Raw genomic sequence first — 25,035 nt, 5'->3', positions numbered from 1 at the left:
ATCCTATTTTTTACGGCTAAAAAATATTTTTTTTGTTTTTAATTACTTAAAATGATTTTAATGATGTGCTTATTTAAATGATTTAGTCATCATCAGAATTTAAAAGCCACTTGAATATGCCTTCGCTTTGAATTGATTTTTCAGGTCATTCACCATTGCATATATAAGAAAATCGGGCATTGAGTGTGCTGAAAACGAATTGAATGAGAGGTGTACCGCCACGCTCTAAATGAGACTGAAATTTGTCGGCAGATTTGTTGGGAAACTTAGGAATTGTAAAGCCAAGACTGTGATGCAATTTTGTGCATTTTTAGCGATCTCACAGGGAATTGTTGAAAAGTGTCCACATGATTGAGCATTAAAAAACTAAGACATTCCCAAGTAGCGTAGTGCAGCTGTTATCCCAGCTGCCGAAAGCATAATCAGCAGTAATGGCACACGCTTCCAGACCAAAAGAATGGCAATGCCCACGCCAATGAGTCGTGCGAATCCTGCAAAATGTTGCCCTTCAAACAAGGTGGTCATCACTGCAATTGCACAAAGCAGGGTCGTTGCACCGCCTGAAAGAAGTTCTTGGTATTTATCGGAAAATGGAAACCGCGCTCCAATACTGAAACCCGCGTAGCGAATCAGATAGGTACCAACGGCAAGCAGAATCATGCCGCCAATGATGCTGGTTTGAGAGGTCATTTCTTTCTCGCAAAAAATAGGCCCAGTAACGAAACCAGAATGGGTAAACCCATCGGTAAGATGCTGACTGAGCCAATGGTTAAGCCCGATCCAATCAGGGCTGACTGACGGATAGATGTTGAATCTCTGAGCTGATTCCAGATCAAGGCAAATAAAATCGCTGGAAACAGGGTATCTAGACCAAAACTACTTGGGCTTGGAATAATTTTCCCAATGAAATAGCCCATGAAAACACCAAGTGGCCAGCACAGCATGATGCAAATACCGCAGACCCAATACGCCAGTTTTTTATATTCAGGATTTTCTTGGGTTAGTCCAAACATAACGCTTTCATCGTTCATGATGTGGCAGCCAAAAAAATGTAAAAACTTGCCCTGAATCAATTCATGCACCGCAATTCCAAAGGGCAAATGTCTTAAATTGACCAACAGGCCAGTGATGGCTGCTGTGATGGGGTGTCCGCCTGTAATGAGAAAACCAATAAAAATAAACTCGGCTGTACCTGCCAAGACGCAGATCGACAAAGACAGTGGAATCCATAGTGGAACGTGATAGCTCGATGCCAGTGAACCCAGTGAAACTCCCACCATTCCTGTGGCAATACACACAAAGAAAATGGCTCTCAAGGTGGCTGATGGAAGCCGAGAGATAGAATTGGAAATACGCATAGTCTGATGAAACGAACGAATTTCCGATATAATGGTTGAATTGGTATCGTTTGTCAAAACGAACGAACGTTTTTTTTAATGGATGATTTGCAAGAATGACGCAACCCATAGAAATTATTGCCCAAAATCTAGTTCGAGAAAGACAACGCGTTGGGATTTCACTGGCTGAAGTGGCTCGTCGGGCAGGCATTGCCAAATCGACCCTATCATTACTGGAAGCAGGACAGGGTAATCCGAGTCTGGAAACACTATGGGCCTTATGTGTGGCTTTGGACATTCCATTTGCGCGCCTGATCGAAGCGCCTACTCCAAATGTGCAGGTTATTCGCTTTGGCGAAGGCCCATCGGTTGAGTCTGAAATTGCCCACTATAAGGCGATCTTACTGGCAAATTGTCCGTTGAATGCGCGTCGTGATGTTTACTTGCTGATTACCGAGCCAGATGAAGCGAGGGTTTCGCATCCGCATCCTCGTGGTTCGATTGAGCATATTATTGTGATGCAGGGTAAGGCTTTGGTTGGGCTAATAGATAGCCCTGTAGAGCTGAATGCGGGAGACTATATTTGCTATCCTGCTGATCAGGAACATATTTTTAAGGCATTGGAAGATGGCACGCGGGCGCTACTGATTTCTGAACAAACTTAACAGATTGATGACTCATATTTTCAAGGTTATTTATTAAAGAAGTCGTGAATGGTCATGCGGGTATTGGATTGTGCATGACCATCAGGCGCTAAGCATTTTTCTCTTTTAGAGGGGCAAGCACCATAAAGTTAGCGGTACTCCGCGCAATCAGTTTTTCATTTTGCCATGCTTCACTTTCAATATTTAAAATGTTGTTGCCCTGTTTGATAAAACGGCAGTGTGTCATGACTTCACCCACCTGACACGGGCGTAGAAAATCGGTATTCAGGTTAATGGTGGTCGCAGGAATTTGATTATTAGCAAGATAGGCAAATAAGCCCATAACATCGTCGAGCATTGCACAAATCATGCCGCCTTCCACCGTACCACGCGGGTTGGTAAAACTTTCTAATGCCATGTAACGAATACTGAGTTCCGTTTTATCCGCATTCCATTGAATATCGTGCCCACCAAGCAGATGATGAATCGGTGGGAGTGGATCAAGAAATAATGCATTCATATTCAGCGCCTTTTCTTCATTTATTCTGATTGATCAGCCTTTGACTCAGCTGGTGAGCAAAGGCTGATTTTCTTTATTTGCAGGTATAGCTACTGAGTTGTTTCGGGTCTTTACCTTGCTGATAAAATGCCTGTTTTGGATAAGCACAGATCGGTTGCGTGGTGTCAGGTAAATATTTTCCTGTGGCTGCAATTGATTCTGGGGCTTTTTGAGTTTTCACCCAATTTTCCAGCGTTGATAAAGCGTCCATATTGTTGAGTGCATTGCCCCCTCCACAGTGGTTCATGCCTGGAACTAAAAATAAACGACTGAAATTTCCTGTATTGTAACTGAGAACTTTTTTGTACCAGTCGATGGTATCTTTGGCCGAGAACACAGGGTCAGAGGTGCCATGAATAATAATCAGCTTGCCGCCACGATGACTAAAAGTTGAGAAATCTACAGCATCGGCATCATTAATGCGGGCAGTTTCATTAACTTGCTCAAGAGCATGGTCAAAGTTATAGGTCAACTGGTTAAATTGTGCCGAATCCTTCTGATTCATAAAATAGCGTGGTAATGAGTCATTGCCATATTTGACATTTAAGGCATTGGAAGTCACATCTTGTGATGTCCCGAGTTTCCATTCGCGCCAGCCTGCGGCATTAATTCCTGCATCATATGGCCATGAGTTATACAGCGCATTGCCTTTAGAATCTTTAACGCCCTTAAAGATTTGATCTAAAGCATGAACTTTTGCAGGAGCTAGACAGTTTTCTCCCTTATCTCCGACCTTGCACTGTACTTGGCGAATATCAAAATGACAGGCGGCTTGGTTATTGATAATGCCATCTTTAATTCCATCTAAAGCATCACATTTCTTTAAAATGGCATGTTGCACGATATCCAGATCTTTTTGGGTCAGGGCATTGGCTAAAATCGGGGTCTGATTAACCTTTGGTGCAATTTTCATGAGTTGTTGCACATCCCATGTTTGGGCAATTGCAGCTCGGCTCAGGCGAAGCCCAGGATTAAGGGCTAAAACAGCATCAAATTCAGTTGGATAGCGGATAGCCGCTTGCAGAGCACTACGTCCGCCGTTGGAGCAGCCCATAAAGAAAGACTTGTCGGGAGCTGCCGCGTAAAATTTCTGAATAATCTGTTTGGCAATGACTGTCACTTTACCAATAGCCGCGTAAGCGTAGTCGAGCTTGGCCTGCTGGTCTTGTCCAAAACTGGCATCGGGTCTTTGATGTCCCGAATCGGTAGACACGACAGCGTAGCCACGACTTAAAGCATTCGGTGCTGTACTTTCTTTGGGATAGAGTTTGCCCACGGCAGGACGGACAATACCGTCCATTCCACCGCCGCCCTGAAATAAGAAGTTATGATTCCATTGCTCAGGCAAACGCATTTCGATCTTGATTTCGTAGTCTTGCCCAACACCTTGACGCTTTTCAGATGATGCCTGAACCAGACAGACATTTTTGCCGTTATCGTCTTGTGTGACGCTGGTTGAGGTGATTTGCGTATTCCATAACTGTAGATGGCTTAGGTTCTGGCATTGTTCAGCAAAGTTAGGTGTATTGGCATAGCTGAATCCCGAAATTAAAGTGGAGAGACACAGCAAATATTTTTTATTGATCATCTACTTATTCCTTTATCTTGATTCTTCATTAAAAAGATCGGCGATAGTACAGCCATGTACGGACATCATTAAAACCACGGTAACTATAGTTGTTGTCATAGTTTGACCAGATGGTTTTAATCCCAAATCCTTTAAATTTCCCTGATGGAATGAGATAAGTTAAATTCACGCCGTATTCGGTTTCATCACGATTTTTTAAGGTTTTATAACTGATGTGGTCACCGTAGATATAGTAAAGTTGTGCCACAAAACCGTTGATACCATGTTTTGCAAAATCATAATCATAGAAAGCATAATACGAGCGTTCATCTTCAGCCCGACCTGCATTGGCAACAGTCGTTCCTGTAAACAGGTTGTAAGGCAACAAACCACCATAATCGTTGTAGCTATAATTACCAAATACGCGCTGATAACCTAAAGAGAATTTTTGATTGTCAATTTTCTTGGAAACAAGGACACCTGCAAGACCTGCGTTAATGTCGCCATATTTTTTCGCACCGCTATCATCAGTTTTTAAGAGTTTGGTGGAGACCGAAAAATCATTGGGCAGTTTTTTGGTGATGTGAAGAAAGTGATGCGTGAAAATATTGTCCAGATGCCAAAAATCATAGTTCACATCGTAAGTATCTTGTTTGTATTTTACTGAAACCTGATCGAGATAATCTGCCTCATAATACGTTCCTAAATGGGGAATCGCAGAGGGTGCAACTTTGGCAATCGTATCTTCATAAGGACGGGTACCTTTAAAAATCCGTCCAATGTTAAATGACCAGTGATCATTGACCTTTTGGTTGAATTTGACTCCCCAGAATGTCCCTGGCAGGAATGGGTCACCGCCAATTGCATAAAAATTCTGATCACCATAAAACTCACCAATTTTCAGTTCAGAATTTTGATATTTGAGTTTTAGGGTCGCTCCAGGTTTAAATAAATCCTTATCTTTATTTGGGCCTGATTCATAGCTGGTGATCATGTTACGGTTGACGTTGTCCTGAGTGGAAATGCCATATTTTAAGGACACATCTAAACCCACCTGAATAGGGGTGTCTGTATAGCCCGAGGTAAATTTGTAAAGTGCCCCTTGTGACCAGCTATTAATATTGCCCGTATTGTTGTCATAATCTTTATGATCATAATAACTTTTTAAAGTAATATCCTGTTTTGCATCTTCAAAAAATGCCGCTTGGCTATTTTGATAGGTACATAAAGCCCCAAAAGTCATGAATAACTTCAGTAATACGTTTTTTTGCATTGAGTTCAACATCCATTGTTGTTAATCAATAAGAAAACAGAGCAAATCTCTGCGTTAAGAAAACAGTTCGCGTGCCACGATTTCCTTCATAATTTCGTTGGTGCCGCCATAAATTTTTTGCACCCGTGCATCGACAAAAAAGCGTGAAATCGGGTATTCCTGCATATAGCCGTAGCCGCCAAACAGTTGCAGTAATTGGTCGACCACTTCGCACTGGGTGTCGGTAATAAAGCATTTTAGAGCGGCAACATGACTGACACTGAGTTGTTCTAGGCTGTACATCTCGGCACATTGATCGACAAAGGCTTGTGCTGCTTTGGCTTTGATATGTGCTTGCGCCAGCACAAAACGGGTGTTCTGCATTTGGCTTAAAGGTTGCCCAAAGGCTTTGCGTTCTTGGACATAATTTCTGGTGATTTCAATCGCTCCTAAAATTGAACCGAGTGCCATCTTTGAAATACTGAGGCGTTCACGTGGCAGTTCCTGCATCAGGTAGGCAAAGCCTTTGCCTTCATCTCCCAAACGTTGCGCTACGGGTACATGGACATCATCAAAAAACAGTTCAGCCGTATCTTGGGCATGCAGTCCAATTTTTTTGAATGAGCGACCTTTTGTTACACCATCGAGATGCGCATCGACCAAGAGAATTGAAATGCCTTTGGCGCGTGCCTGCGGGTCGGTTTTAGCCACCAGTACAATCAGGTCAGCATGTAATCCATTGGAAATAAAGGTTTTTGAACCATTCACCACATAGTGGTCGCCGTCTAAGATGGCTTGGGTGCGAATCGCTTGCAGGTCTGAACCTGCATTGGCTTCGGTCATAGCTATTGCAGTCACGACTTCACCTGTCACCATTTTCGGGAGCCAATACTGCTTTTGTTGTTCCGAACCTAGATTTTGCAGGTAAGGCGATACCAACTCACTTTGCCCACCAATCGCTACCGCCAAAGCGGCAAAACCAGCCTGTGCAGTTTCCTGAACCAGCATCAGTGAATATTCAATAGGTGCGCCGTAACCCCCATATTCTTCAGGGACATCGACACATAAAAAACCGTTCTCACCGAGTGTGTTCCATAACTCACGCGGGATTAAACCCTGTTCCTCCCATTGCTCGTAATAAGGAGCCACATGTTCATTCAAGAAGCGTCGATAATTGTCACGGAACAGCTCAAATTCGCTATCGTTTTGCATATTTGACCTTTCTTTAGGCAAAGTTTGGGGAAACCCAAAATATAAATTTTGAGTTTTTATTTAAATTCAGTGATTTAGTTTTTTATGACAGGGACACGAATAATCAGTGGGTTGTCACCTTGTTTTTGATACAGTTCTTCAATCAGTGGAGCACGACGCTTGTTGATATTGCCCTGATTGAGGTTGCCTTTATCGGTGATTTCACCTGCATCGAGCTGGGGAGGCTCACTCATTAAATACAGCATAGAGACCGTGTTGGAGCTACCAGTGGCATCCTTGTTGAAACCTGCTAAAAACTGACGGAACCAGTGTTGAACTTTTGGATGTTTGAGAATCTCTTCAGGCGAATGCTCACCCAAAGTCAAATTGGCATAGTGTGCGCAGGCATCCAGTTTCGGGAAAATCAGGAAGCCGATGGCATTCAGATTGGAGCCTGTAATGCAGACATCCTGAATCAGTAAATTACCTTGGATCAGCACCTTATTGCGAAGCGTTCCCACATTCACAAATGTGCCTGTGTTGAGTTTGAAATCTTCAGCAATGCGTCCGTCATACATCAGGCCTTTGCTCGGATCGTGCTCATCGACCAGTCGGACTGCATCGCCCGTATGGAAAAAACCTTCTTCATCAAATACCGTGCTTTTTTGATCGTCCTTTAAGCGCCAATAACCCTTCATGACATGTTGGCCACGCACACAGAATTCCATTTTGTCACCATGAGGAACCAGTTTGATTTCGCAACCTGGTGCAGGGTAGCCGATAAAGCCTGCCATAACCCGTGGCCCTGTGGTAAAGGCACAGGATGGTGCAGTTTCAGTCATGCCCAAGCCGCTCATAATTCGTATTTTTTCACCGCAGTGCGCCTGTGCAATTTTGTCCAGACGGTTCCAGCCTGCTTCAGACAGTGCTGCGCCTGCAAAAAATAGAATTTTGACTTTGGCAAAAAAACGCTCACGAAGCTGGGCGTCGCGTTCCAAGGCATCGGTGAGTTCTTCCCAGCCTTTCGGGACGTTTAAATATACAGTCGGTGAAATTTCTTTGAGGTTTTGAATGGTTTCCTCAAACTTGCCCGCCACAGGTTTACCATCATCAATATAAATCGTTCCGCCGTTATATAGGGCAATGCCGACATTGTGACTGCCGCCAAAAGTGTGATGCCAAGACAGCCAGTCGAGCAGCACGGGCGGTGTATCTGCAAACTCGGGAAAAGTTTGCAGCAGCATTTGCTGATTGACGCAAAGCATCAAATGTGTGGTCGGTACGGCTTTCGGAAGTTTGGTTGAACCTGAGGTAAACAAAAACTTGGCAATCTGATGTTCATCCAGCGTTTGATAAAACTCTTGTACATCGACCACAGGTGTATCGAGTAGAGACTGAAAAGAAGTGCAGGTGTGTGTACCAATCAAGCCCGTATTGGTGACAATTTCAATCTCAGGATTGCTACAGGTTTCTACAGCAGTCGCAAAAGCCTGTCCGTCATTGGCGTAAATCATGCCAGGGGTCAGCACTTCAAAAATATGTTTGAGCTTGCCAAAATCTTTTGAAATCAGGGAGTAGGCAGGAGATACGGCTGAGAAGGGTACACCAGCCAGCATGGCTGCCATCGATAGCACCAAATGCTCCAGATCATTACCTGACAAGATCAGCAGTGGACGTTCTTGACTGAGCTGACGGTCATGTAATGCCTGTGCAATATGCCATGCGCGTTGCAGAGTTTCGGCATAACTGAGTTTGACCCATTCGCCTTGTGAATTACGTTTTGCTGCAAAAATATGCTCAGGTTTATGCTCTGCAAAATGGATCAGACGATCAGTCAGTTTTTGCGGATAGGCATTCAGCTCTTCTTTTGGATTGATATAGAGCGCATCATCGCGATAGATCGCGTCAATATCGTGTCGACCTAATTTAACATATCGTTCACGGTCTTGAGATTGAGTCGCATTGATTTGCATTGCTTTCACTCCTTGGAAAGTGGTGCTTCACCGCACGTTATATTTTTTGCATCATGCAATTTGTTATTTAAGTTTTTAGTGCCACATCCGACGTTTAAATCGGATAATGGCGCGCTTGGGTTTGAATGGTAATCCAGCGTAATTCGGTAAATTCGCCAATCGAAGCTTTACTGCCAAAGCGCCCATAACCACTTGATTTGGTTCCACCAAAAGGCATTTGCGCTTCGTCGTGTACGGTTGCGCCATTAATATGGCAGATTCCCGAATCAATTTGTTTGGCAACCTCTAAGGCTTGGGCAATATTTTGACTAAAAACCGCCGCAGATAAGCCAAATTCACTGTCATTGGCGAGGGCAATGCCTTCTTCTAGACTTTTGAAGCGCTGTACAGTGCAGACAGGGCCAAAAGATTCTTCACGATATAGCAGCATTTCAGGTTGAATATTCAGTACGATAGTTGGCTGCATCACGCAGTCCTGAATCTGAATGCCAAGCGGAAGTTCAGCACCATGTGATTGCGCATCTTCGAGTAAATGCTGAATACGTGCTGCTGCACGAGCACTTTCTAAAACACCCAGACTGTATTGATTGCTGCTTGGGTCTCCTGCCTTGAGTGAACGGGTCTTTTCGATCAGTTTCGCGATAAAGGTATCGGCAATTTCATCCTGAACCAAGACACGTTCAGTCGACATACAGATTTGCCCCTGATTGAAGAACGCACCAAACGCGACCGCATTCACAGCTTCATCGACATCGGCTTCATTGAGCACGACCACAGGGGCTTTGCCACCGAGTTCAAGCAATACAGGTTTAAGGTATTTGGCCGCAGTTTCAGCAATGATTTTGCCGACTTTGGTTGAGCCTGTGAAATTAATCCGTTTCACCGCAGGGTGTGCCACCAGACGTTCCACAATCGCAGGTGCATCTTGCGTGGCATGGGTAATCACGTTGACCACGCCATCACCCAAACCTGCCTGATTTAAAATCTCGCCAATCAAACGGTGGGTTGCAGGGCAGGCTTCTGAGGCTTTTAACACCACGGTATTGCCACAGGCCAGCGGCATGGCAAGTGCACGTGTTGCTAAAATGATGGGTGCATTCCACGGTGCGATGCCGACCACAACCCCACAAGGAACACGCATACCCATCGCGAGGTTGCCCGGGACATCGGAAGGGATCAGACTGCCATCAATCTGGGTGGTCATGGCAGCCGCTTCACGTAACATATTGGCTGCAAGATGTACGTTAAACCCATACCATGTCGCGGTTGAACCTGTCTCACGCATACCAATCTCGATAAATCGCTCGGTATGTTGATCCATCAGGTCGGCAGCTTTGAGTAAGCGTAAACGTCGTTCAGTCGGGGACAACTTTGACCAGACCGCAAAGGCTTGCTGAGCCGATTCAATGGCACGATCAACATCTGCCAAGGTTGCCGCAGCGGCAATACTGGCAATTTGACCATCAATCGGGCTGATTCGTTCAAAAGCAGCTTGGTTGGTCGCGTCGAGCGCCTGACCATGGATAAGTAACTGTACATGTTGCATGGAGGTATCCTTACCAAAATGAAAATAACGTGAAATTAGCCTGTACGTTTGTAACTTTGTAGACCCGGTTTAATGGATTTGTCATCAAGGAACTGTTTCATACCTTCCTGACGGCCATTTTCGTCATCACGAGCAATACACTGATCGAGTTTGGCGTATAAGTAGTCTTCGTTTTGATCCCAAGTCAGTTCGCGGCAGCGTTTGAAGCCATTTTTCGCAGTACGCATCACCACAGGGTTTTTCTCAAGCAAAATGTTCGCCAGTTCAGTCACTTCGGCTTTGAGTTCAGCCAATGGAACACTTTTGTTGATGAGTCCCATAGCTTCTGCTTCTTTGCCCGTGAAAGTTTTGCCCGTCATGATGTAATACAGTGCAGTACGATGTCCGACGGTATCTGCCATGGCTTTGCTGACCAAGTTGCCTGGTGGAATGCCCCAGTTAATTTCAGATAAACCGAACGTTGCTTCATCAGCAGCGATTGCAAGATCACATGCGACAAGAGGTGAGAATCCGCCGCCAAAACACCAGCCATTGACCATGGCAATGGTTGGTTTTGAGTACATGCGAAGGAGCTGCCACTGCCAGCGACATGAGTCACGACGAATACGCTCTTGGAAAATTTCAGGTTGTGCATCGACTTCACGGAAATATTCTTTTAAGTCCATGCCCGCAGTCCATGAATCACCTGCACCAGTGAGGACTAAAACTTTGGCATTTGGATCGAGTTCGATGGTTTCTAAAACATCAATCATTTCGCGGTTGAGAGTTGGGCTCATCGCATTTTTTTTGGCAGGGCGATTCAGTGTCACCCATGCAATACCTGCTTCAACTTGAACGTCCACAGTTTCCCAGCGATTTTGGTATGTCATGGCATTACTCCTTTAATAATGACAATTTTTTGTTCGATGAAATTAATTTAATATCAGTTAAACTTACATTCAAGTCTTTTTTGTGATTTTTGAAATTTATTTTTTAAATCATTAAAATTTATAAATAAAAATATTAATAATTAAAATTAGTGAATAAATGTATTGATTTTTAAATCAGTTTAACTGATATTTTTGATGAGTTGTTTTTGTGATCACTCATGAAAAGGGATTGAACGGATATTTCAATCGGAACGAACAAGGATAAGACTATGGATAAAGCTTTGGCGCATGCAGGCAAGGTGAAAATCACCCTATTGCTCTGTTTTGCAATCGCAATTTTTGAAGGATTTGATTTACAGTCTATGGGCGTTGCCGCACCTCGAATGCGGGCAGAGTTTGCATTAGACAATGCGCATATGGCGTGGGCATTTAGTGCTGCGACATTGGGTACTTTACCTGGTGCTGTACTCGGTGGACGTTTGGCCGATATCATTGGACGTAAAAAAGTCCTGATTTTTAGTATTTTGCTGTTTGGTGTGATGTCGATCTTAACGGCACTTGCCCATGATTATAATCTGCTGTTACTGATTCGCTTTTGTACGGGGCTTGGAATGGGCGGTGCACTACCGATGATGATTACTTTGGCATCTGAAGCTGTGCCTGATCATCAAAAGGGAACTGCGGTCAGTGTGATGTACAGTGGCATTCCATTTGGCGGCATGCTGACGTCATTTGTGGCAATGGCACTGGCGGGCGATAGTGAATGGCGGCATATTTTCTATATTGGGGGCTTGGCACCTGTATTGTTGATTCCGTTATTACTTAAGTTTTTACCCGAATCAAAAGCCTATATCAGTTCACATGTCCAGACTTCAGCGGTTCCATTTTTTGAAGTGTTGTTTGCTAAAGAGCGTCGTTTTGCAACGTTGCAAATCTGGATCAGCTTCTTCTGTACCTTGGTGGTGCTGTATTTCTTGTTGAACTGGTTGCCGCTGCTCATGCGTGCACAAGGATTGTCAAAGCTGCAAGCCAACTATGTGCAAATCGGTTACAACCTTGGCGGAATCATTGGTTCAATCATGATGGGCATGTTGCTTGATAAACTCCGTATGAACTTTGTGGTGAAGTTTATTTATATTGGCATTTTAGCTTCACTTTGCTGTCTGGCCATTTCGCCAACAATCGCGCTTCTAGTGTTGGCTGCGATCGCTTGTGGCATGTTTATTGTGGGTGGGCAGGCTGCTTTGTATGCTTTGGCTGCATTGTTCTACCCAACTGAAATGCGTGGCACAGGTGTGGGAACTGCTGTTGCTGTGGGGCGAATTGGCTCATTTGCAGGGCCGTTGTTGGCGGGGATGTTGCTGTCGCTAGGTAGTAGTTCAAGCATGGTGATTGGGGCAACCATTCCTGTTATTTTAATTGCAGCAATTTCAGCGCTGCTGTTGGTGCGTAAGCCAAAACCAACAACCGAGGTTGCTTACGAATCTACTTAATCTTGGGCAATTGAAGTATGATTTGAAAAAATCATACTTCTTCATTGTTTGTAAAAAATATGGAAAAAATTGTTAAAGCACCGACCAATCAATCTCCAAAGTTGAGTTATATGATTGCGCGTGTGGATCGCATCATTAGCAAACTGCTTACGGAAGAGCTCAAAGCACTGGAGATTTCTTTACCTCAGTACACGGCACTTTCGGTGCTGGCGGCTCGAGGCTCGCTGTCGAATGCCAAGCTTGCCGAGCGTTCATTTATTAAGCCGCAATCGGCCAATAAAATTTTGCAAGATTTAATGGCGACAGGCTGGATTGAGCGTCATGCCGACCCGACTCACGGACGTCGTATTCTGATTCAACTCACTGACTCAGGTTATGCCAAACTTGCTGAATGCAATCAGGTAGTTGAAAATCTGGAGCAAAAAATGCTGCAAGGCATCGACATGAATTTAGCCATGCTGATCCGCAATAACCTCGAAATTATGGTCAGTAATTTAAAATAATAGCTCTCTTTCATCTTTGTTTACACGGTCTCTATTTTTCTCTCAGAGGGAGAGAGAAAAGGAATTTATGAAAGAAATCTAATGTGTAGTATGCTCTGAAATGCTAAAAAGTCTGCAAGTGAAAGGGACAATCATTGCAACCTGACATCACTATGAGTAGCATCGTGCTTAAACCTTTAAAAAGTGGATAGGCAATGTCGTCAGGACAACAGGTTCTACTCAAACTCAGAAAAATGATTATTACAGGTGAATTGCACGGTGGGAGTCGTATTGCTGAAATCCCGACAGCCGAGTTGCTTGGAGTATCTCGCCAGCCTGTGCGTATGGCCTTTCGTTTACTTGAGCAAGAAGGTTTACTGGTTAAAAATCCGACCCGTGGTTATGTGGTACGTGAGGTTTCAGAAAAACTGGTTTATGATGCCGTGCAGGTGCGTGGAGTTTTGGAGGGGCTGGCGGCAAAAACCGTGGCAGAACAGGGTTTAAGCGAAGAACAAAAAGCAACGCTGCGTAAATGTATTCAGGAAATAGATCAGTTATTTGCTAATAAAACAGAATTGGGAGATGAAGAACTGGAAACCTACCATCATTACAACCAGATTTTTCATGAAACCATTATTCAGGCTGCTAACAATATTGCCTTACAGCAAGCTTTAAATAATAACAATCAATTACCAATGGCATCTGCACAAGCTATTACGTATGACCAGCGCCAAGGGCTCTCAGAATTTCATCGGTTGCATTATGCGCATTTACAGCATTGTTCCATCTACGATGCTTTACTGAAACGGCAGGCGGGACGTGCAGAAGACCTGATGCGTGAACATAGTGGCGTCAGTATTTTGGGTGAAGCTGTGCGCAGGGCTTTATCTGAACAAAAAGTTTAGAGCGCTTCTCTACATCATGATATTTAAAATATAAAGAAGCATTTGGCTTTAAAGTTCAATCACTAATGTATCCGAGTGAGCGCGTGAGCAGCATGGGGTAAACTGGTTGTTCGAGGCATGTTCCTCATCGGTCATAAATACGTCCCGATGTTCAGGTACACCTGAAACCACGCGAGTCACACATGTCCCACAAATGCCTTGTTCACAGGAAATTGGTACATCAAAGCCATGTTCAATGAGTGCTTGAGTTGCCGTTTGATGGGCTTGCACAGGGATTTTTCGATCTGAACCGATGATCTGTAACGTAAAGGGTTTATTTTGACTGGCATCGGTTTGAGCTTGCGCCACAAAATGTTCCTGATGCAACTGCTGATCTTGCCAGCCTATCTGTTTGGCAGAATTTATGACAAATTCCATAAAACCCGTTGGGCCGCAGACATAAAGATGTCGCTGAGCTGAAACCTCACTCAAAACCTGAGCCATATCACATTGGGTTTCAGGTTGATCCTGAATGTGAAAATGGATGTGATCCGCAAAATGCGCTGTCAGGTTGCCATAAAAGGCGAGCATTTCATGCTGACGCACAAAGTAATGCAGCTCAAAAGGAATTTTCGCCTGTTTTAATTGATACGCCATCGACAGAATGGGCGTAATCCCAATGCCACCTGCAAATAAAACCGCTTGCTGTGTTTCTGGATGCAGCGCAAACAAATTTCGTGGATTGCTAATTTGAAGCCGATCACCTTCAGCATATTGAGTATGCATACAACGTGAGCCGCCACGTGAATTTTCATCATGTAATACACCAATCACATAGCGGTGCTGTTCATGGCTGGCATTGGCGAGGGAATATTGTCGAACCAAGCCATTTTTGAGATGCACATCAATATGCGCACCTGCACTAAAAGTCGGTAGTTTTGTGCCATTGGCAGCAACCAGTTCAAAAGCTCGAATATTGGCGGTGAGCTGGTGAATCTTATCAATGATGACGTCCATATCATTGTTCCTTTAAATCACGTGAATATTGGGAAATTTTGTCGTGGTCTGTGTTTGTTGATTTTCTTCGGCACATAAACGCTCAATCACTTTGCGCGATTGCACACCCCCTGCATCAATATTCAGCATTAATAATTGGCGCTGCGGATGACGCAGCAGGTTTTGTTGCTGCTGTTCCAGCATGTCCAAATCTTCGCTAAAGATGGTGTTCTGACCTGCACGAATTTGCTCGGTCAATTCAGCATTTTCAGGCTGAAAATGGCGTGCCATTCCCCAGAAATACCAGTGTGAGGTCTCGGTTTCAGGGGTAATAAAATCCACCACAATCGAGGAAACCTTTTTGTCTGCTGTGGCATGATAGCCTCCATGTCCAGCATGGGCGACACCCACTTCAATATGCACATTGCTTGGCGTATAGAAATGGCAACGTTGCCAACGGTCAACAGGGACATCATCGGCTAGGTTGTTGCCTCGCAGTGCCATTTTCCAAAACGGAGGAGCAGTGACATTCTCCATGTAGCGTTCAGTCACCACATGATCACCATTCACTTTAGTGACAGGCGGTGCTTCATCAATTTCCTTTTGTCCAATGCTACTGGCGTGTACGTAGGTTTCATGGGTCAAGTCCATGAGGTTGTCAATCATCAGGCGGTAGTCACACTGAATATGAAACAAGCCGCCGCCGTACTGCCATTCGGGATGATCGGCCCATTCTAAATGGGGTAACTTAGATTCATCGGCAAGGGCTTTTTCTCCAGCCCAAACCCAAATAAAGCCATATTTTTCAACCACAGCAAAGGCTTTGTTGCAAGGGAATCCATTCACGCGTTGAGCTGGCATGTCTACCGTTTTTCCATCGCAGCCCATGACCAATCCATGATAGCCACAGACCAAATTACCATCTTGGACATAACCGAGTGAGAGTGGAGCACCACGATGTGGGCAGAAGTCTTCAACTGCCGCGATGACATGATTCTTGCCACGATAAAACACCATTTTTTCACCACAAATGGTGCGACCCAAGGGTTTGTCTTGAACTTCTTCAGGGCGACACGCAACATACCAGGCATTTTTAATCCACATCTGTGATGACTCCTTTATCACTAAATCCTTTATTATTGGATCCAATTTATCGAGTTGTTAAATTTTAGTCAATATGCTTCTGTTTTTTATTTGTGACACTTTGGTTTGGTGTAATGGTATTTATAGGTTAATTCTGCTCGACAATCAGGTTTGATTGTAAAAATCAAGAATTTTTAAAATTGGATCCAGTAATATTAATGCCGAGATGAAAAACCAAGTCAAGTGATCTTGACCTATCGTTTAAATCATTAGGGTGAGGGGAGGAGTGATCGAAAATATAACTTAGGTCTATGTAGAATGTTTGGCATTATTTATGCTTAAATACGCGCATTACAGGAGAGAAGTCACCCATAGGCTCGCCGAAGGAGCAACGACCCCGGAAACTCTCAGGCAAAAGGACTGTAATCTCAATAAAAATCTGGAGAGAAATCACCTGCATTGTGTGATTCACCGAAGGAGGAAAATATGTAGCCATACTGTTTTGCTACATATTGAAGCTCTCAGGTACATAGACAGATGGGGCATATTTACTCACTTATGGAATTGGGTGGTCATATGTCGCATCTCGCAACTGACACGTTCAGCTTTCTTAGTTGTTACAACTTCCGAACTTTCCCATTAGGTTCTCAAGCACTGTCTTAAACTTTAAGGCGGTTTAGCTGCATGCTGTCTGAAATTTGACATGCCTAAACCTTAAACAGTGTATTTTTGAGAAATGAGTAAATTTTCTGCAATTAACTGCCTTTTCGGGTGAAGGACTGAGGAATTTGTCATGGCGTCAACAATTCGTTTTACCGCTGAGCATGAATGGTTACGTTTGGAAGAAGACGGTAGCATTACCGTAGGAATTACTGAGCATGCGCAAGATGCTTTAGGTGATGTGGTTTATATTGAATTGCCAGAACTTAAAGCGTACAGCAAAGGTGAAGAAGTTGCTGTGATCGAGTCGGTAAAAGCTGCAAGTAACATTGATATGCCACTTTCTGGTGAAGTCTTGGAAATCAATGAAGAATTGGTCAATGCACCAGAAACAGTTAATGAAGATGCAATGGGTGCAGGCTGGTTCTTCCGTATGAAAGCTGACGATGCTGCAGCATTTGCTGAATTGTTTGACAAAGATGCTTATGAAGCGTTCATCAATTCTTAAGGGGGCAGCATGAGCATTAATTTTACCAATCTCAACAGCTTTGTTGAACGCCATATTGGCCCGACTGCGGCTGAACAACAACACATGCTCGATGCACTGGGTTATAGCGACCTTGACGCATTGATGGCAGCGGTGATTCCAGATTCAATCAAAAATACCAGTGTTTTAGAAAGCACAGACGGTGTGAGCGAAGAACACGCTTTGGCAGAACTCAAAGCCATTGCTCAGAAAAACCAGATTTTCCGTAGCCATATTGGTCAGGGTTATTACCCAACCCATACGCCTGCACCAATTTTGCGTAACTTGTTGGAAAATCCAGCATGGTACACCGCTTATACACCGTACCAACCTGAAATTTCTCAAGGTCGTCTAGAAGCACTGTTAAACTTCCAGACCATGATTGCAGATTTGACTGGTTTGTCGATTTCAAATGCATCTTTGCTCGATGAAGCAACTGCTTGTGCAGAAGCAATGACCTTCTGTAAGCGTGTTTCTAAAAACAAAAAAGCCAACAAATTCTTTGCATCATTGCACTGCCATCCACAAACGCTAGATGTGCTACGTACTCGTGCTGAACCGCTGGGTATTGAAGTTGTGGTCGGTGATGAGCAACAAGTTGCGGACTTCGCTGAATTCTTCGGTGTGTTATTGCAATACCCTGCAAGTACAGGTGAAGTGTATGACTATGCGGCTTTGGTTGAAAAAGTCCATGCAGTCAATGCTTTGGTTGCAGTATCGGCTGACTTGTTGGCATTAACCGTATTGAAAGCGCCAGGTGAATGGGGTGCAGACGTTGCGATTGGTACAGCTCAGCGTTTTGGCGTGCCAATGGGCTTTGGTGGCCCACACGCAGCGTACTTTGCAACCAAAGATGCTTATAAACGTGACATGCCAGGTCGTGTTGTGGGGATGTCGGTTGACCGTTTAGGCAAGCCTGCACTGCGTTTGGCATTGCAAACCCGTGAACAGCATATCCGCCGTGAAAAAGCGACCAGTAACATCTGTACTGCTCAAGTGTTGCTTGCCAACATTGCCAGCATGTATGCGGTTTATCATGGTCCACAAGGTTTGAAAGATATTGCTGAACGTACCCATGCGCTGACTGCAATTTTGGCTCAAGGTTTAAAACAGTTGGGTGTGAGCGTAAGCAATGCTGCATTCTTCGATACCTTGACTTTGACTCAGGTCGATACAGCAGCGGTACTTGCAGCAGCACGCGCACAAGAAATCAACTTGCGCGAAATTGATGCGACTCAAGTGGGTATCTCATTTGATGAAACCACGACACCTGATCATGTTGTCGCGCTTTGGGCATTGTTTGCTCAAGGTCAAACTGCACCTGAATTTGAAGCAGTTGCCGCAGCCTATACGTCTGCATTACCAGCAGCGTTGCTTCGTGAAAGCGCGATTTTACAACACGCTATTTTCAACACGCATCACAGCGAAACCGAGTTAATGCGTTATCTGCGCCGTTTGGCAGATAAAGACTTGGCTCTTGATCGCAGCATGATTCCATTGGGCTCATGTACCATGAAATTGAATGCAGCAAGCGAAATGTTGCCAATTACATGGTCTGAATTTGGCAATCTGCATCCGTTTGCACCGATTTCTCAAGCTCAAGGCTATGTAGAAATGGTGAAACAGCTTGAGCAAATGTTGTGTGCTGCAACAGGTTACGATGCGATTTCACTTCAGCCAAACGCAGGTTCACAAGGTGAATATGCAGGTTTGTTGGCAATTCGTGCCTACCACGCGAGCCGTGGTGAAGGTCAGCGTAACATCTGCTTAATTCCACAGTCTGCACACGGAACCAACCCAGCGACTGCCAGCATGGCAGGTATGAAAGTTGTGGTTGTGGCCTGTGATGAGAACGGTAACGTTGATGTTGAAGACTTGCGTAGTAAAGCAGATCAACACAGCCAAGACCTTGCAGCCTTAATGATCACTTACCCGTCAACACACGGTGTATTTGAACATGCAGTCCGTGAAATCTGTGACATCGTGCATGAGCATGGTGGTCAGGTGTATATCGATGGCGCAAACATGAATGCGATGGTGGGCTTGTGTGCACCAGGTCAGTTTGGTGGTGATGTATCTCACCTGAACTTGCATAAAACCTTCTGTATTCCTCATGGTGGTGGTGGACCAGGTGTTGGCCCAATCGGTGTCAAAGAACACTTGAAACCGTTTATGCCAGGTCACAGCTATCATTTAGAGCGTAAAACCGATGCAGTGAGTGCTGCGCCGTTTGGTAGTGCCAGCATTTTACCAATCACTTGGATGTATATCCGTATGATGGGCGGCAAAGGTTTACGTCAGGCATCTGCAATGGCGATTCTGAATGCAAACTATGTGGCAAAACGTTTGAATGCGGCTTACCCAGTGTTGTACACAGGTAGCCATGATTTGGTTGCGCACGAATGTATCTTGGACTTGCGTGGTCTAAAAGACACTAGTGGTATTACTGTAGATGACGTGGCAAAACGTCTGATCGACTTTGGTTTCCATGCACCAACCATGTCATTCCCAGTTGCGGGTACACTGATGGTTGAGCCAACTGAAAGTGAAAGCTTGTATGAGCTTGAGCGTTTCATTAATGCCATGAACAAAATTGCCGAAGAAATTCAGCAAGTGACCACAGGCGAGTTGGATGCACAAGACAACCCGTTGAAAAATGCACCACATACTGCACAAGAATTGACAGGTGAGTGGTCACATCCATACTCACGTGAACAAGCGGTCTATCCACTTCCTGAATTGGTTGAAAGCAAATACTGGTCTCCAGTGGGTCGTGTCGACAACGTCTATGGCGACCGTAACCTGATTTGTTCTTGCCCAAGCATCAGCAACTATGAGGACTAAGTATGTCTGAATTAAAAAATACGCCATTGGCGGCGCTGCATATTGAGCAAGGCGCAAAAATGGTGCCGTTTGCAGGCTACAACATGCCTGTACAGTATGCGGCTGGTGTCTTGAAAGAGCATTTACATACACGTGAACATGCGGGTCTGTTTGATGTCTCACACATGGGTCAGGTGTTTTTGCGTGGTGAAAACGCGGCACGTGCTTTAGAAAGCCTTGTGCCTGTTGATATTGTTGACTTGCCTGAAGGGATGCAGCGTTATGCGTTGTTTACCAATCCGCAAGGCGGCATTCTGGATGACTTGATGGTGGCACGTCTGTCTCAGGACGAGTTGTACCTCGTGGTTAATGCGGCATGTAAAGAGCAGGATTTGGCACATTTACGTGCGCACTTGGCTGACCAATGTGAAATCGTTGAGCAATTTGCTGAGCGTGCATTGTTGGCATTGCAAGGGCCTGAAGCGGCAACTGTATTGGCACGATTAAACCCAGAAGTGGCCGAAATGCGCTTCATGCAAATCAAGCGTGTACAGTTAAACGGTGCTGAATGCATCGTCAGCCGTACAGGTTATACAGGTGAAGATGGCTACGAAATTTCAGTGGCAAGTGCCGATGTGGAAGCATTGGCAAAAGCTCTGATTGCTGAGCCTGAAGTGGCACTGATTGGTCTGGGTGCTCGTGATTCATTACGTCTGGAAGCAGGTTTATGTCTGTATGGTCACGACATGAATGAAACCACAACCCCTGTTGAAGCAAACTTACTTTGGGCGATTTCTAAAGTTCGCCGTGCAGGTGGTGCGCGTGAGGGTGGTTATGCAGGTGCTGCAACCATTCAAGCGCAAATGCAGCAAGGTGTGGCTAAAAAACGTGTTGGTTTCCAGATTCTTGATCGTATGCCAGTGCGTGAAGGTGCTGAAATTGTCGATCAGGATGGACAGGTATTGGGTCAAGTGACCAGTGGTGGTTTTGCACCAAGCTTGTCTAGCCCGATTGCCATGGGTTATGTCGATATTGCACATGCTGCGGAAGGCACTGAGCTGTTTGCCAAAGTGCGTAATAAACTTGTACCAATGAAAGTCGTGAAAATGCCTTTTGTTGCACAACGTTATTATCGTGGTTAATTAAGTGTTAAGAAAAAAGCCCGATACTCTTATCGGGCTTTTTTTATGGAAAATCTGCTCAAAAAAGGGAGTTTTTATACAGTGGGTTCGTTGAAATAGTTAAGCTGCTGATAAATTGTACGACCAGTCAAGGTAAGTAATTGCTGCTAAAAATTGATCAGCGTATGCTGAAATAAAATACGAAGCAAAGGTTTAAGCGATGTATTTATTAGAAGAAATTTTCAAAAATCATAAGCATCTCTATTCGGAAAATTTCAATTTGAGAATGCAACGGGGATTAAGCTGGTTACGTAAAGCCAAAGATCTTGATCAGGATGTGGATTTACAGTTTGTAAGTTTATGGATCGCATTTAATGCAATCTATGCAGAAAATCTGCAGGAAACTTTGGATGAAGATCAACAGCGCCTCAGGCAATTCTTGCTTAGATTATATGGGGTTGATCGAGAGCGACGTATTGAGCGTTGTGTTTGGAAGAACTGTAGTCGAAGCATTATTGACTGGTCAAACCATCCTTACTTTGATCAGAAGCAGTGGGATTTTCAAAATCAAAAAATTGATAAGCAGGAATGGAAAACACATTCTATTTTAAATCAACAACGTGTACAGCAAGCGCTTGCTGAGCATGATACGGTAGAGTTGTTACTCATCGTTTTTAGCCGACTTTATACTTTGCGGAATCAAATCGTGCATGGTGGTTCAACCTATAACAGTGCGATTATGCGTCGGCATCTTAGAATTGCCAGTCAGGTATTGATGACTTTACTGACCCAGTTTATGCATGTTTTTCTTGAGCATGGTGGTGAACTAGATCAGGAAAAGCCATTTTATCCGATGGTTCAGGTGTGTTGAGAGGCTTTGGCTTGCCGACCATAATAGATGAAATCGAGTAGGGCGAAGCTACTACAAAATACGGTCAGCCCTAAACCTGCTAAGCAGGTGTACATCCAGCCACCATGATTCCATGCATAGGTTCCAAGTGCTGAACCTGTTGCTGCGCCTGCAAAATACAGCGTCATATAAATAGAGTTCAGGCGCGATTTTGCGGTGGGGCGAATCCGAAAAATAATGTTTTGATTGCAAGAGTGTACAAAAGCAAGCCCTAAGTTGGCTGTTGCAAAGCCTGCAATGTAAAGCCAAATACTGTAGCTAGAGAAGTAGAACATCAGCCAGCTTGAGAGGAGGAGTATGCAGCCTAAAGTGGTAAATAACGTGCCATAGCCACGATCGGCATATCTGCCGACATACCTTGCTGATAGTGCGCCAAACACTCCCACTAAGCTGACCATACCAATAAATGAATCTGCTAAATGAAATGGCGCTGCCGATAAATACACAGCAATAGTCGAGTAAATTACACTCATTGAAGCAAATGCACCTGCACCGACATAGGCACGAAAATTCAGGCGACGTTCCTCAATCATCAATGTTGCCATCGACTTGAAGATGTCCAGATAAGGTATCTGTTGACGCATGGTGTAGGGGAGTTCGCGTTTGAGTTGATACGCCAAGCCGAAAATCAAAATCGCACTAATGATATAAATCAGTTTCCAGTGAAATAAGTTGGACAGTAAGCCTGACAAACTAGTTGAGAGCAAAATGCCAACCAGTAGGCCACTCATCAGGAAGCCAACCACTTCGCCAATTTTTTTAGGTTTAACGGTCATGGTGGCAAATGGAATTAAAACCTGCGCTGCGACTGAGAAGAATCCTGTCATCATGGTGCCGAGCCAAAGCATGGGCAGGTTAATGGCACAGGCGCAAAGGCACAAGCCTACACCTGCCAACCCCATCAGTGTTGGAATGAATTTGCGTTTATCGGCAATATCACCGAGTGGCACAATCAGCAGCAAACCTAAAGCATAAGAAAGTTGAGCGAGCGTAACAGTCAACTGTGCTTGAGCGGCATCTACCTGAAAATATTGCTGAATTGAGTGAATTAAAGGTTGGCTAAAATAATTTGCCCCTGCGGTTAAGCCACAAGCTAAAGCCATCAGCCACAGCAGTTTCTTGTTTTGACTAATATCGGAAATTTCATGCATACACTGACTCAGCAATCAAAAAGTATAGGCTGTTGCTTCAACTTCAAACAACATACGACTTAAAGCGAGCCCCGAAACAGGTATGAGGGTACACGCAGGAAAGGCATGATTACGCCATAATTGCTGCATAATCTCAATTAAAACGGCATGTTTTTCAGCAGTATGCTCAACAATCAACACCCGCAATACGGCAATATCATGTAATTTTGCATGGGCGGCAGCTAAAGCTGTTTCAAGGTTGCGAAAGGCCTGCCAGACTTGTTGAGCGAAGATGGGAGATAATTCTCCATTGATGCTTTCACCGCCTTGCCCTGCAACATGCACAATCCGCTTAAAATTTTGCACAGTGACGACATGGCTGTAAGCAAAGGGTTCTGGGTTGTAGAGTTGTTCAGGGTTCATGATTTGAAGATGGCTGTTATTTTTTAAGATGCTTGTTTTCATTGGAGCGATACTGACTCAATTTGGGTCATGCTAGTATCAAAGCTCAAGTTAACTTGAGGTCAAGAGAAATGTCAGAAAATTCTGTCCAAGCCTTTATCACGATTGGTGAATTGGCAAAACGTAGCGGTGTGAGTGTGGCAACCCTTCGTTTTTATGAAGAAAAACAACTGATTTGGAGCACCCGAACCAATGGCAATCAGCGCCGTTATTTGCGAGCAATGCTGCGTCGGGTCGCCATTATTAAAGTAGCGCAATCCGTAGGAATTTCGTTGGATGAAATTCGTCATGCATTTACAGTGTTGCCTGATCATCGGGTAGCATCTAAGCAAGACTGGCAGAACATGTCGAGTGTCTGGAAAACTCAACTCGATGAGAAAATTCAAACCTTGTTACAGTTAAGGCAGCAATTGGATTGGTGTATCGGATGTGGTTGTTTATCTTTAGATCAATGCCCCTTACGAAATCCAGATGATTATCTGGCAAAGCAATCTGCTGGTGCACATTTCCAGCAGATTTTGGCATTGCTTGATGCTAATGTTTTAGACGATGCTTGCTCAGACTGATCAGCATAATTCCAATAATGTTGAGTGTACAGCCGAGCCATTGCCATGCATTAAGATGCTCATTTAAAAATAAAACAGCCAGTAAAATCGTCAATATCGGCCCAATCGCAGCAATCATGGCGGATTGTGATGCGCCAATCCGCGCAATACCTTGCATCAGTAAAACTGTGGGTAGTACCGTTACAAATAAACCCAGTCCAATTCCATAAGCCCAAACCCCTAAAGGCAGTTGTGTGAGTAACTGCAAAGGTTGTGGTGTTGCCAGTAGAAAATGAACCAATGTGCCGATACAGGCGGTGCTGAGTGCGAGTCCTGTGAAATTTGAAGCGCCAAATTTTTCAATTAAGCGGGGTGTGAGGAGTAGGTAGCAAGCAAAGGCAATTGCGCTGGCAAAAACCAAACTGGCCCCTAACCAGAAATTGCTCTGCATTGGTGCATGATTTTGCTCTTGGAGCATCACCATGACCGTGCCTCCATAACTTAGCAAAATGGCAAAATACGCTTTTAGTCGTAAAGGTTGTTTATAGATCAGGCTCGATGCGAGCACTGTTAAGGTCGGGTATAAAAACAGGATGATCCGCTCTAAAGAAGCGCTAATGTACATCAAACCGATAAAGTCGAGCCAACTGGCAAAGTAGTAACCGAGTAGGCCTGAAATGACCAGTAGTCCCCAGTCTTTGGCTTGTAATGTTTGTCTTTGCTTACGAAAGAGCCATGCCATGATCAGAAAAAAGGGTAAAGCACTGCCCATACGTAAAGCCATTAAGACGGTGGCGTCAACCTGATGTGACAAAGCATAGGCTTGTTTAATAAAAATGGCTTTTGAACTAAATAAAAATGCAGCACATAGCGCAAAAAATGAACCAACTTGGTTGCGTGAGAATGAGATAGGCATGGAATAAGAAGAAGACTGAGTCATTTATTAAAATGAAGCAAAACTTTCCTATTTTATACTCTTGAG

At 44.3% G+C, this 25,035-nt stretch carries 23 protein-coding genes and 1 riboswitch; of the genes, 9 read left to right on the top strand and 14 right to left on the bottom strand.

The annotated features are described in order from the left end of the window. Nucleotides 1-366 precede the first annotated feature (366 nt). Entirely contained in the window at nt 367-690 is a 324-nt protein-coding gene (locus C1A47_RS05555; RefSeq protein WP_111893243.1) for an AzlD domain-containing protein, read from the bottom strand. After that, entirely contained in the window at nt 687-1,358 is a 672-nt protein-coding gene (locus C1A47_RS05550) for an AzlC family ABC transporter permease (protein WP_111893241.1), read from the bottom strand. Before C1A47_RS05550 ends, C1A47_RS05555 begins: the two co-directional genes overlap by 4 nt. Nucleotides 1,359-1,453: 95 nt before the next feature. Here C1A47_RS05550 and C1A47_RS05545 point away from each other — a divergent pair, with 95 nt between their 5' ends. Further along, nucleotides 1,454-2,002 carry a helix-turn-helix domain-containing protein gene (locus tag C1A47_RS05545; protein WP_111893239.1) on the top strand — a complete coding sequence of 183 codons (549 nt, stop codon included), beginning with the start codon at nt 1,454-1,456 and terminating at the stop codon, nt 2,000-2,002. Nucleotides 2,003-2,090: 88 nt separating this feature from the next. On the opposite strand, the gene C1A47_RS05540 is transcribed toward C1A47_RS05545, so the two are convergent. The 7 genes from C1A47_RS05540 to C1A47_RS05510 form a co-directional block, all read right to left on the bottom strand. Then, on the bottom strand, nt 2,091-2,501 hold the full coding sequence (locus C1A47_RS05540) for a PaaI family thioesterase (protein WP_111893237.1): 411 nt from the start codon (nt 2,499-2,501) through the stop codon (nt 2,091-2,093). A gap of 73 nt (nt 2,502-2,574) precedes the next feature. Further along, entirely contained in the window at nt 2,575-4,128 is a 1,554-nt protein-coding gene (locus C1A47_RS05535; protein WP_111893235.1) for a tannase/feruloyl esterase family alpha/beta hydrolase, read from the bottom strand. A gap of 28 nt (nt 4,129-4,156) precedes the next feature. Next, complete coding sequence (locus C1A47_RS05530) at nt 4,157-5,380, bottom strand: OprD family outer membrane porin (protein WP_162625920.1); 1,224 nt, start codon at nt 5,378-5,380, stop codon at nt 4,157-4,159. Between the two features lie 54 nt (nt 5,381-5,434). Further along, nucleotides 5,435-6,571, bottom strand: coding sequence for an acyl-CoA dehydrogenase family protein (locus C1A47_RS05525; RefSeq protein WP_111893231.1), 1,137 nt, complete (start codon nt 6,569-6,571; stop codon nt 5,435-5,437). 74 nt (nt 6,572-6,645) lie between these two features. Further along, nucleotides 6,646-8,532: a feruloyl-CoA synthase gene (locus C1A47_RS05520; protein WP_171294339.1), complete on the bottom strand. Its 1,887-nt coding sequence runs from the start codon at nt 8,530-8,532 to the stop codon at nt 6,646-6,648. A gap of 85 nt (nt 8,533-8,617) precedes the next feature. Then, nucleotides 8,618-10,069, bottom strand: coding sequence for an aldehyde dehydrogenase (locus C1A47_RS05515; protein ID WP_111893227.1), 1,452 nt, complete (start codon nt 10,067-10,069; stop codon nt 8,618-8,620). A 35-nt stretch (nt 10,070-10,104) separates the two neighbouring features. After that, nucleotides 10,105-10,938 (bottom strand): p-hydroxycinnamoyl CoA hydratase/lyase, encoded by an 834-nt coding sequence (locus C1A47_RS05510; protein WP_111893225.1) that lies wholly within the window; start codon nt 10,936-10,938, stop codon nt 10,105-10,107. Between the two features lie 269 nt (nt 10,939-11,207). On the opposite strand from C1A47_RS05510, the gene mhpT reads away from it, so the two are divergent. From mhpT to C1A47_RS05495, 3 genes are all read left to right on the top strand, one after another. Next, nucleotides 11,208-12,431 (top strand): 3-(3-hydroxy-phenyl)propionate transporter MhpT, encoded by a 1,224-nt coding sequence (gene mhpT / locus C1A47_RS05505; RefSeq protein ID WP_111893223.1) that lies wholly within the window; start codon nt 11,208-11,210, stop codon nt 12,429-12,431. Nucleotides 12,432-12,490: 59 nt separating this feature from the next. Further along, entirely contained in the window at nt 12,491-12,934 is a 444-nt protein-coding gene (locus tag C1A47_RS05500) for a MarR family winged helix-turn-helix transcriptional regulator (RefSeq protein WP_111893221.1), read from the top strand. 194 nt (nt 12,935-13,128) lie between these two features. Next, nucleotides 13,129-13,818: a GntR family transcriptional regulator gene (locus C1A47_RS05495; RefSeq protein ID WP_111893219.1), complete on the top strand. Its 690-nt coding sequence runs from the start codon at nt 13,129-13,131 to the stop codon at nt 13,816-13,818. 48 nt (nt 13,819-13,866) lie between these two features. Here the strand turns inward: C1A47_RS05495 and C1A47_RS05490 are convergent, their stop codons facing one another. Next, entirely contained in the window at nt 13,867-14,814 is a 948-nt protein-coding gene (locus C1A47_RS05490) for a PDR/VanB family oxidoreductase (RefSeq protein ID WP_111893217.1), read from the bottom strand. 12 nt (nt 14,815-14,826) lie between these two features. Continuing rightward, nucleotides 14,827-15,897 carry an aromatic ring-hydroxylating oxygenase subunit alpha gene (locus C1A47_RS05485; RefSeq protein WP_111893215.1) on the bottom strand — a complete coding sequence of 357 codons (1,071 nt, stop codon included), beginning with the start codon at nt 15,895-15,897 and terminating at the stop codon, nt 14,827-14,829. A gap of 323 nt (nt 15,898-16,220) precedes the next feature. Beyond that, nucleotides 16,221-16,309, top strand: a riboswitch (glycine riboswitch). Nucleotides 16,310-16,669: 360 nt separating this feature from the next. Between C1A47_RS05485 and gcvH the strand changes: the two genes are divergently transcribed. The 4 genes from gcvH (at nt 16,670) to C1A47_RS05465 (ending at nt 21,877) form a co-directional block, all read left to right on the top strand. Further along, on the top strand, nt 16,670-17,044 hold the full coding sequence (gcvH, locus tag C1A47_RS05480; protein WP_111893213.1) for a glycine cleavage system protein GcvH: 375 nt from the start codon (nt 16,670-16,672) through the stop codon (nt 17,042-17,044). A gap of 9 nt (nt 17,045-17,053) precedes the next feature. Beyond that, complete coding sequence (gene gcvP, locus C1A47_RS05475; RefSeq protein ID WP_111893211.1) at nt 17,054-19,906, top strand: aminomethyl-transferring glycine dehydrogenase; 2,853 nt, start codon at nt 17,054-17,056, stop codon at nt 19,904-19,906. A gap of 2 nt (nt 19,907-19,908) precedes the next feature. Continuing rightward, complete coding sequence (gcvT, locus tag C1A47_RS05470; RefSeq protein WP_111893209.1) at nt 19,909-21,027, top strand: glycine cleavage system aminomethyltransferase GcvT; 1,119 nt, start codon at nt 19,909-19,911, stop codon at nt 21,025-21,027. A 265-nt stretch (nt 21,028-21,292) separates the two neighbouring features. Then, nucleotides 21,293-21,877: a hypothetical protein gene (locus tag C1A47_RS05465; protein WP_413772950.1), complete on the top strand. Its 585-nt coding sequence runs from the start codon at nt 21,293-21,295 to the stop codon at nt 21,875-21,877. On the opposite strand, the gene C1A47_RS05460 is transcribed toward C1A47_RS05465, so the two are convergent. After that, a complete protein-coding gene (locus tag C1A47_RS05460) occupies nt 21,865-23,067 on the bottom strand; it encodes an MFS transporter (protein ID WP_111893205.1) in 1,203 nt (400 codons plus the stop codon). The genes C1A47_RS05465 and C1A47_RS05460 overlap by 13 nt on opposite strands. Nucleotides 23,068-23,082: 15 nt before the next feature. Next, nucleotides 23,083-23,511: a RidA family protein gene (locus C1A47_RS05455; RefSeq protein ID WP_111893203.1), complete on the bottom strand. Its 429-nt coding sequence runs from the start codon at nt 23,509-23,511 to the stop codon at nt 23,083-23,085. A gap of 68 nt (nt 23,512-23,579) precedes the next feature. Here C1A47_RS05455 and soxR point away from each other — a divergent pair, with 68 nt between their 5' ends. Further along, nucleotides 23,580-24,074, top strand: a complete 495-nt coding sequence (gene soxR / locus C1A47_RS05450) for a redox-sensitive transcriptional activator SoxR (protein ID WP_111893201.1) — start codon at nt 23,580-23,582, stop codon at nt 24,072-24,074. On the opposite strand, the gene C1A47_RS05445 is transcribed toward soxR, so the two are convergent. Next, complete coding sequence (locus C1A47_RS05445) at nt 24,043-24,969, bottom strand: DMT family transporter (protein WP_111893595.1); 927 nt, start codon at nt 24,967-24,969, stop codon at nt 24,043-24,045. The two genes, soxR and C1A47_RS05445, sit on opposite strands and share 32 nt — an antisense overlap. Nucleotides 24,970-25,035 lie beyond the last annotated feature (66 nt).

Origin of the sequence: Acinetobacter sp. MB5, from assembly GCF_003261585.1 — a bacterium.
GTDB lineage: Bacteria > Pseudomonadota > Gammaproteobacteria > Pseudomonadales > Moraxellaceae > Acinetobacter.
Note: the sequence above shows the minus strand (reverse complement) of the source record. Positions and strands in the feature narration are given on the sequence as shown.

Coding starts and splice junctions, on each gene's coding strand:
- soxR (WP_111893201.1), top strand. CDS start 23,580: ATGTCAGAAAATTCTGTCCAAGCCTTTATCACGATTGGTGAATTGGCA.
- C1A47_RS05490 (WP_111893217.1), bottom strand. CDS start 14,814: ATGGACGTCATCATTGATAAGATTCACCAGCTCACCGCCAATATTCGA.
- C1A47_RS05485 (WP_111893215.1), bottom strand. CDS start 15,897: ATGTGGATTAAAAATGCCTGGTATGTTGCGTGTCGCCCTGAAGAAGTT.
- gcvT (WP_111893209.1), top strand. CDS start 19,909: ATGTCTGAATTAAAAAATACGCCATTGGCGGCGCTGCATATTGAGCAA.
- C1A47_RS05510 (WP_111893225.1), bottom strand. CDS start 10,938: ATGACATACCAAAATCGCTGGGAAACTGTGGACGTTCAAGTTGAAGCA.
- C1A47_RS05545 (WP_111893239.1), top strand. CDS start 1,454: ATGACGCAACCCATAGAAATTATTGCCCAAAATCTAGTTCGAGAAAGA.
- C1A47_RS05455 (WP_111893203.1), bottom strand. CDS start 23,511: ATGAAAACAAGCATCTTAAAAAATAACAGCCATCTTCAAATCATGAAC.
- C1A47_RS05460 (WP_111893205.1), bottom strand. CDS start 23,067: ATGCATGAAATTTCCGATATTAGTCAAAACAAGAAACTGCTGTGGCTG.
- mhpT (WP_111893223.1), top strand. CDS start 11,208: ATGGATAAAGCTTTGGCGCATGCAGGCAAGGTGAAAATCACCCTATTG.
- C1A47_RS05535 (WP_111893235.1), bottom strand. CDS start 4,128: ATGATCAATAAAAAATATTTGCTGTGTCTCTCCACTTTAATTTCGGGA.
- C1A47_RS05525 (WP_111893231.1), bottom strand. CDS start 6,571: ATGCAAAACGATAGCGAATTTGAGCTGTTCCGTGACAATTATCGACGC.
- C1A47_RS05530 (WP_162625920.1), bottom strand. CDS start 5,380: ATGCAAAAAAACGTATTACTGAAGTTATTCATGACTTTTGGGGCTTTA.
- gcvH (WP_111893213.1), top strand. CDS start 16,670: ATGGCGTCAACAATTCGTTTTACCGCTGAGCATGAATGGTTACGTTTG.
- C1A47_RS05515 (WP_111893227.1), bottom strand. CDS start 10,069: ATGCAACATGTACAGTTACTTATCCATGGTCAGGCGCTCGACGCGACC.
- C1A47_RS05465 (WP_413772950.1), top strand. CDS start 21,293: ATGCAACGGGGATTAAGCTGGTTACGTAAAGCCAAAGATCTTGATCAG.
- C1A47_RS05500 (WP_111893221.1), top strand. CDS start 12,491: ATGGAAAAAATTGTTAAAGCACCGACCAATCAATCTCCAAAGTTGAGT.
- C1A47_RS05555 (WP_111893243.1), bottom strand. CDS start 690: ATGACCTCTCAAACCAGCATCATTGGCGGCATGATTCTGCTTGCCGTT.
- C1A47_RS05445 (WP_111893595.1), bottom strand. CDS start 24,969: ATGCCTATCTCATTCTCACGCAACCAAGTTGGTTCATTTTTTGCGCTA.
- gcvP (WP_111893211.1), top strand. CDS start 17,054: ATGAGCATTAATTTTACCAATCTCAACAGCTTTGTTGAACGCCATATT.
- C1A47_RS05550 (WP_111893241.1), bottom strand. CDS start 1,358: ATGCGTATTTCCAATTCTATCTCTCGGCTTCCATCAGCCACCTTGAGA.
- C1A47_RS05495 (WP_111893219.1), top strand. CDS start 13,129: ATGTCGTCAGGACAACAGGTTCTACTCAAACTCAGAAAAATGATTATT.
- C1A47_RS05540 (WP_111893237.1), bottom strand. CDS start 2,501: ATGAATGCATTATTTCTTGATCCACTCCCACCGATTCATCATCTGCTT.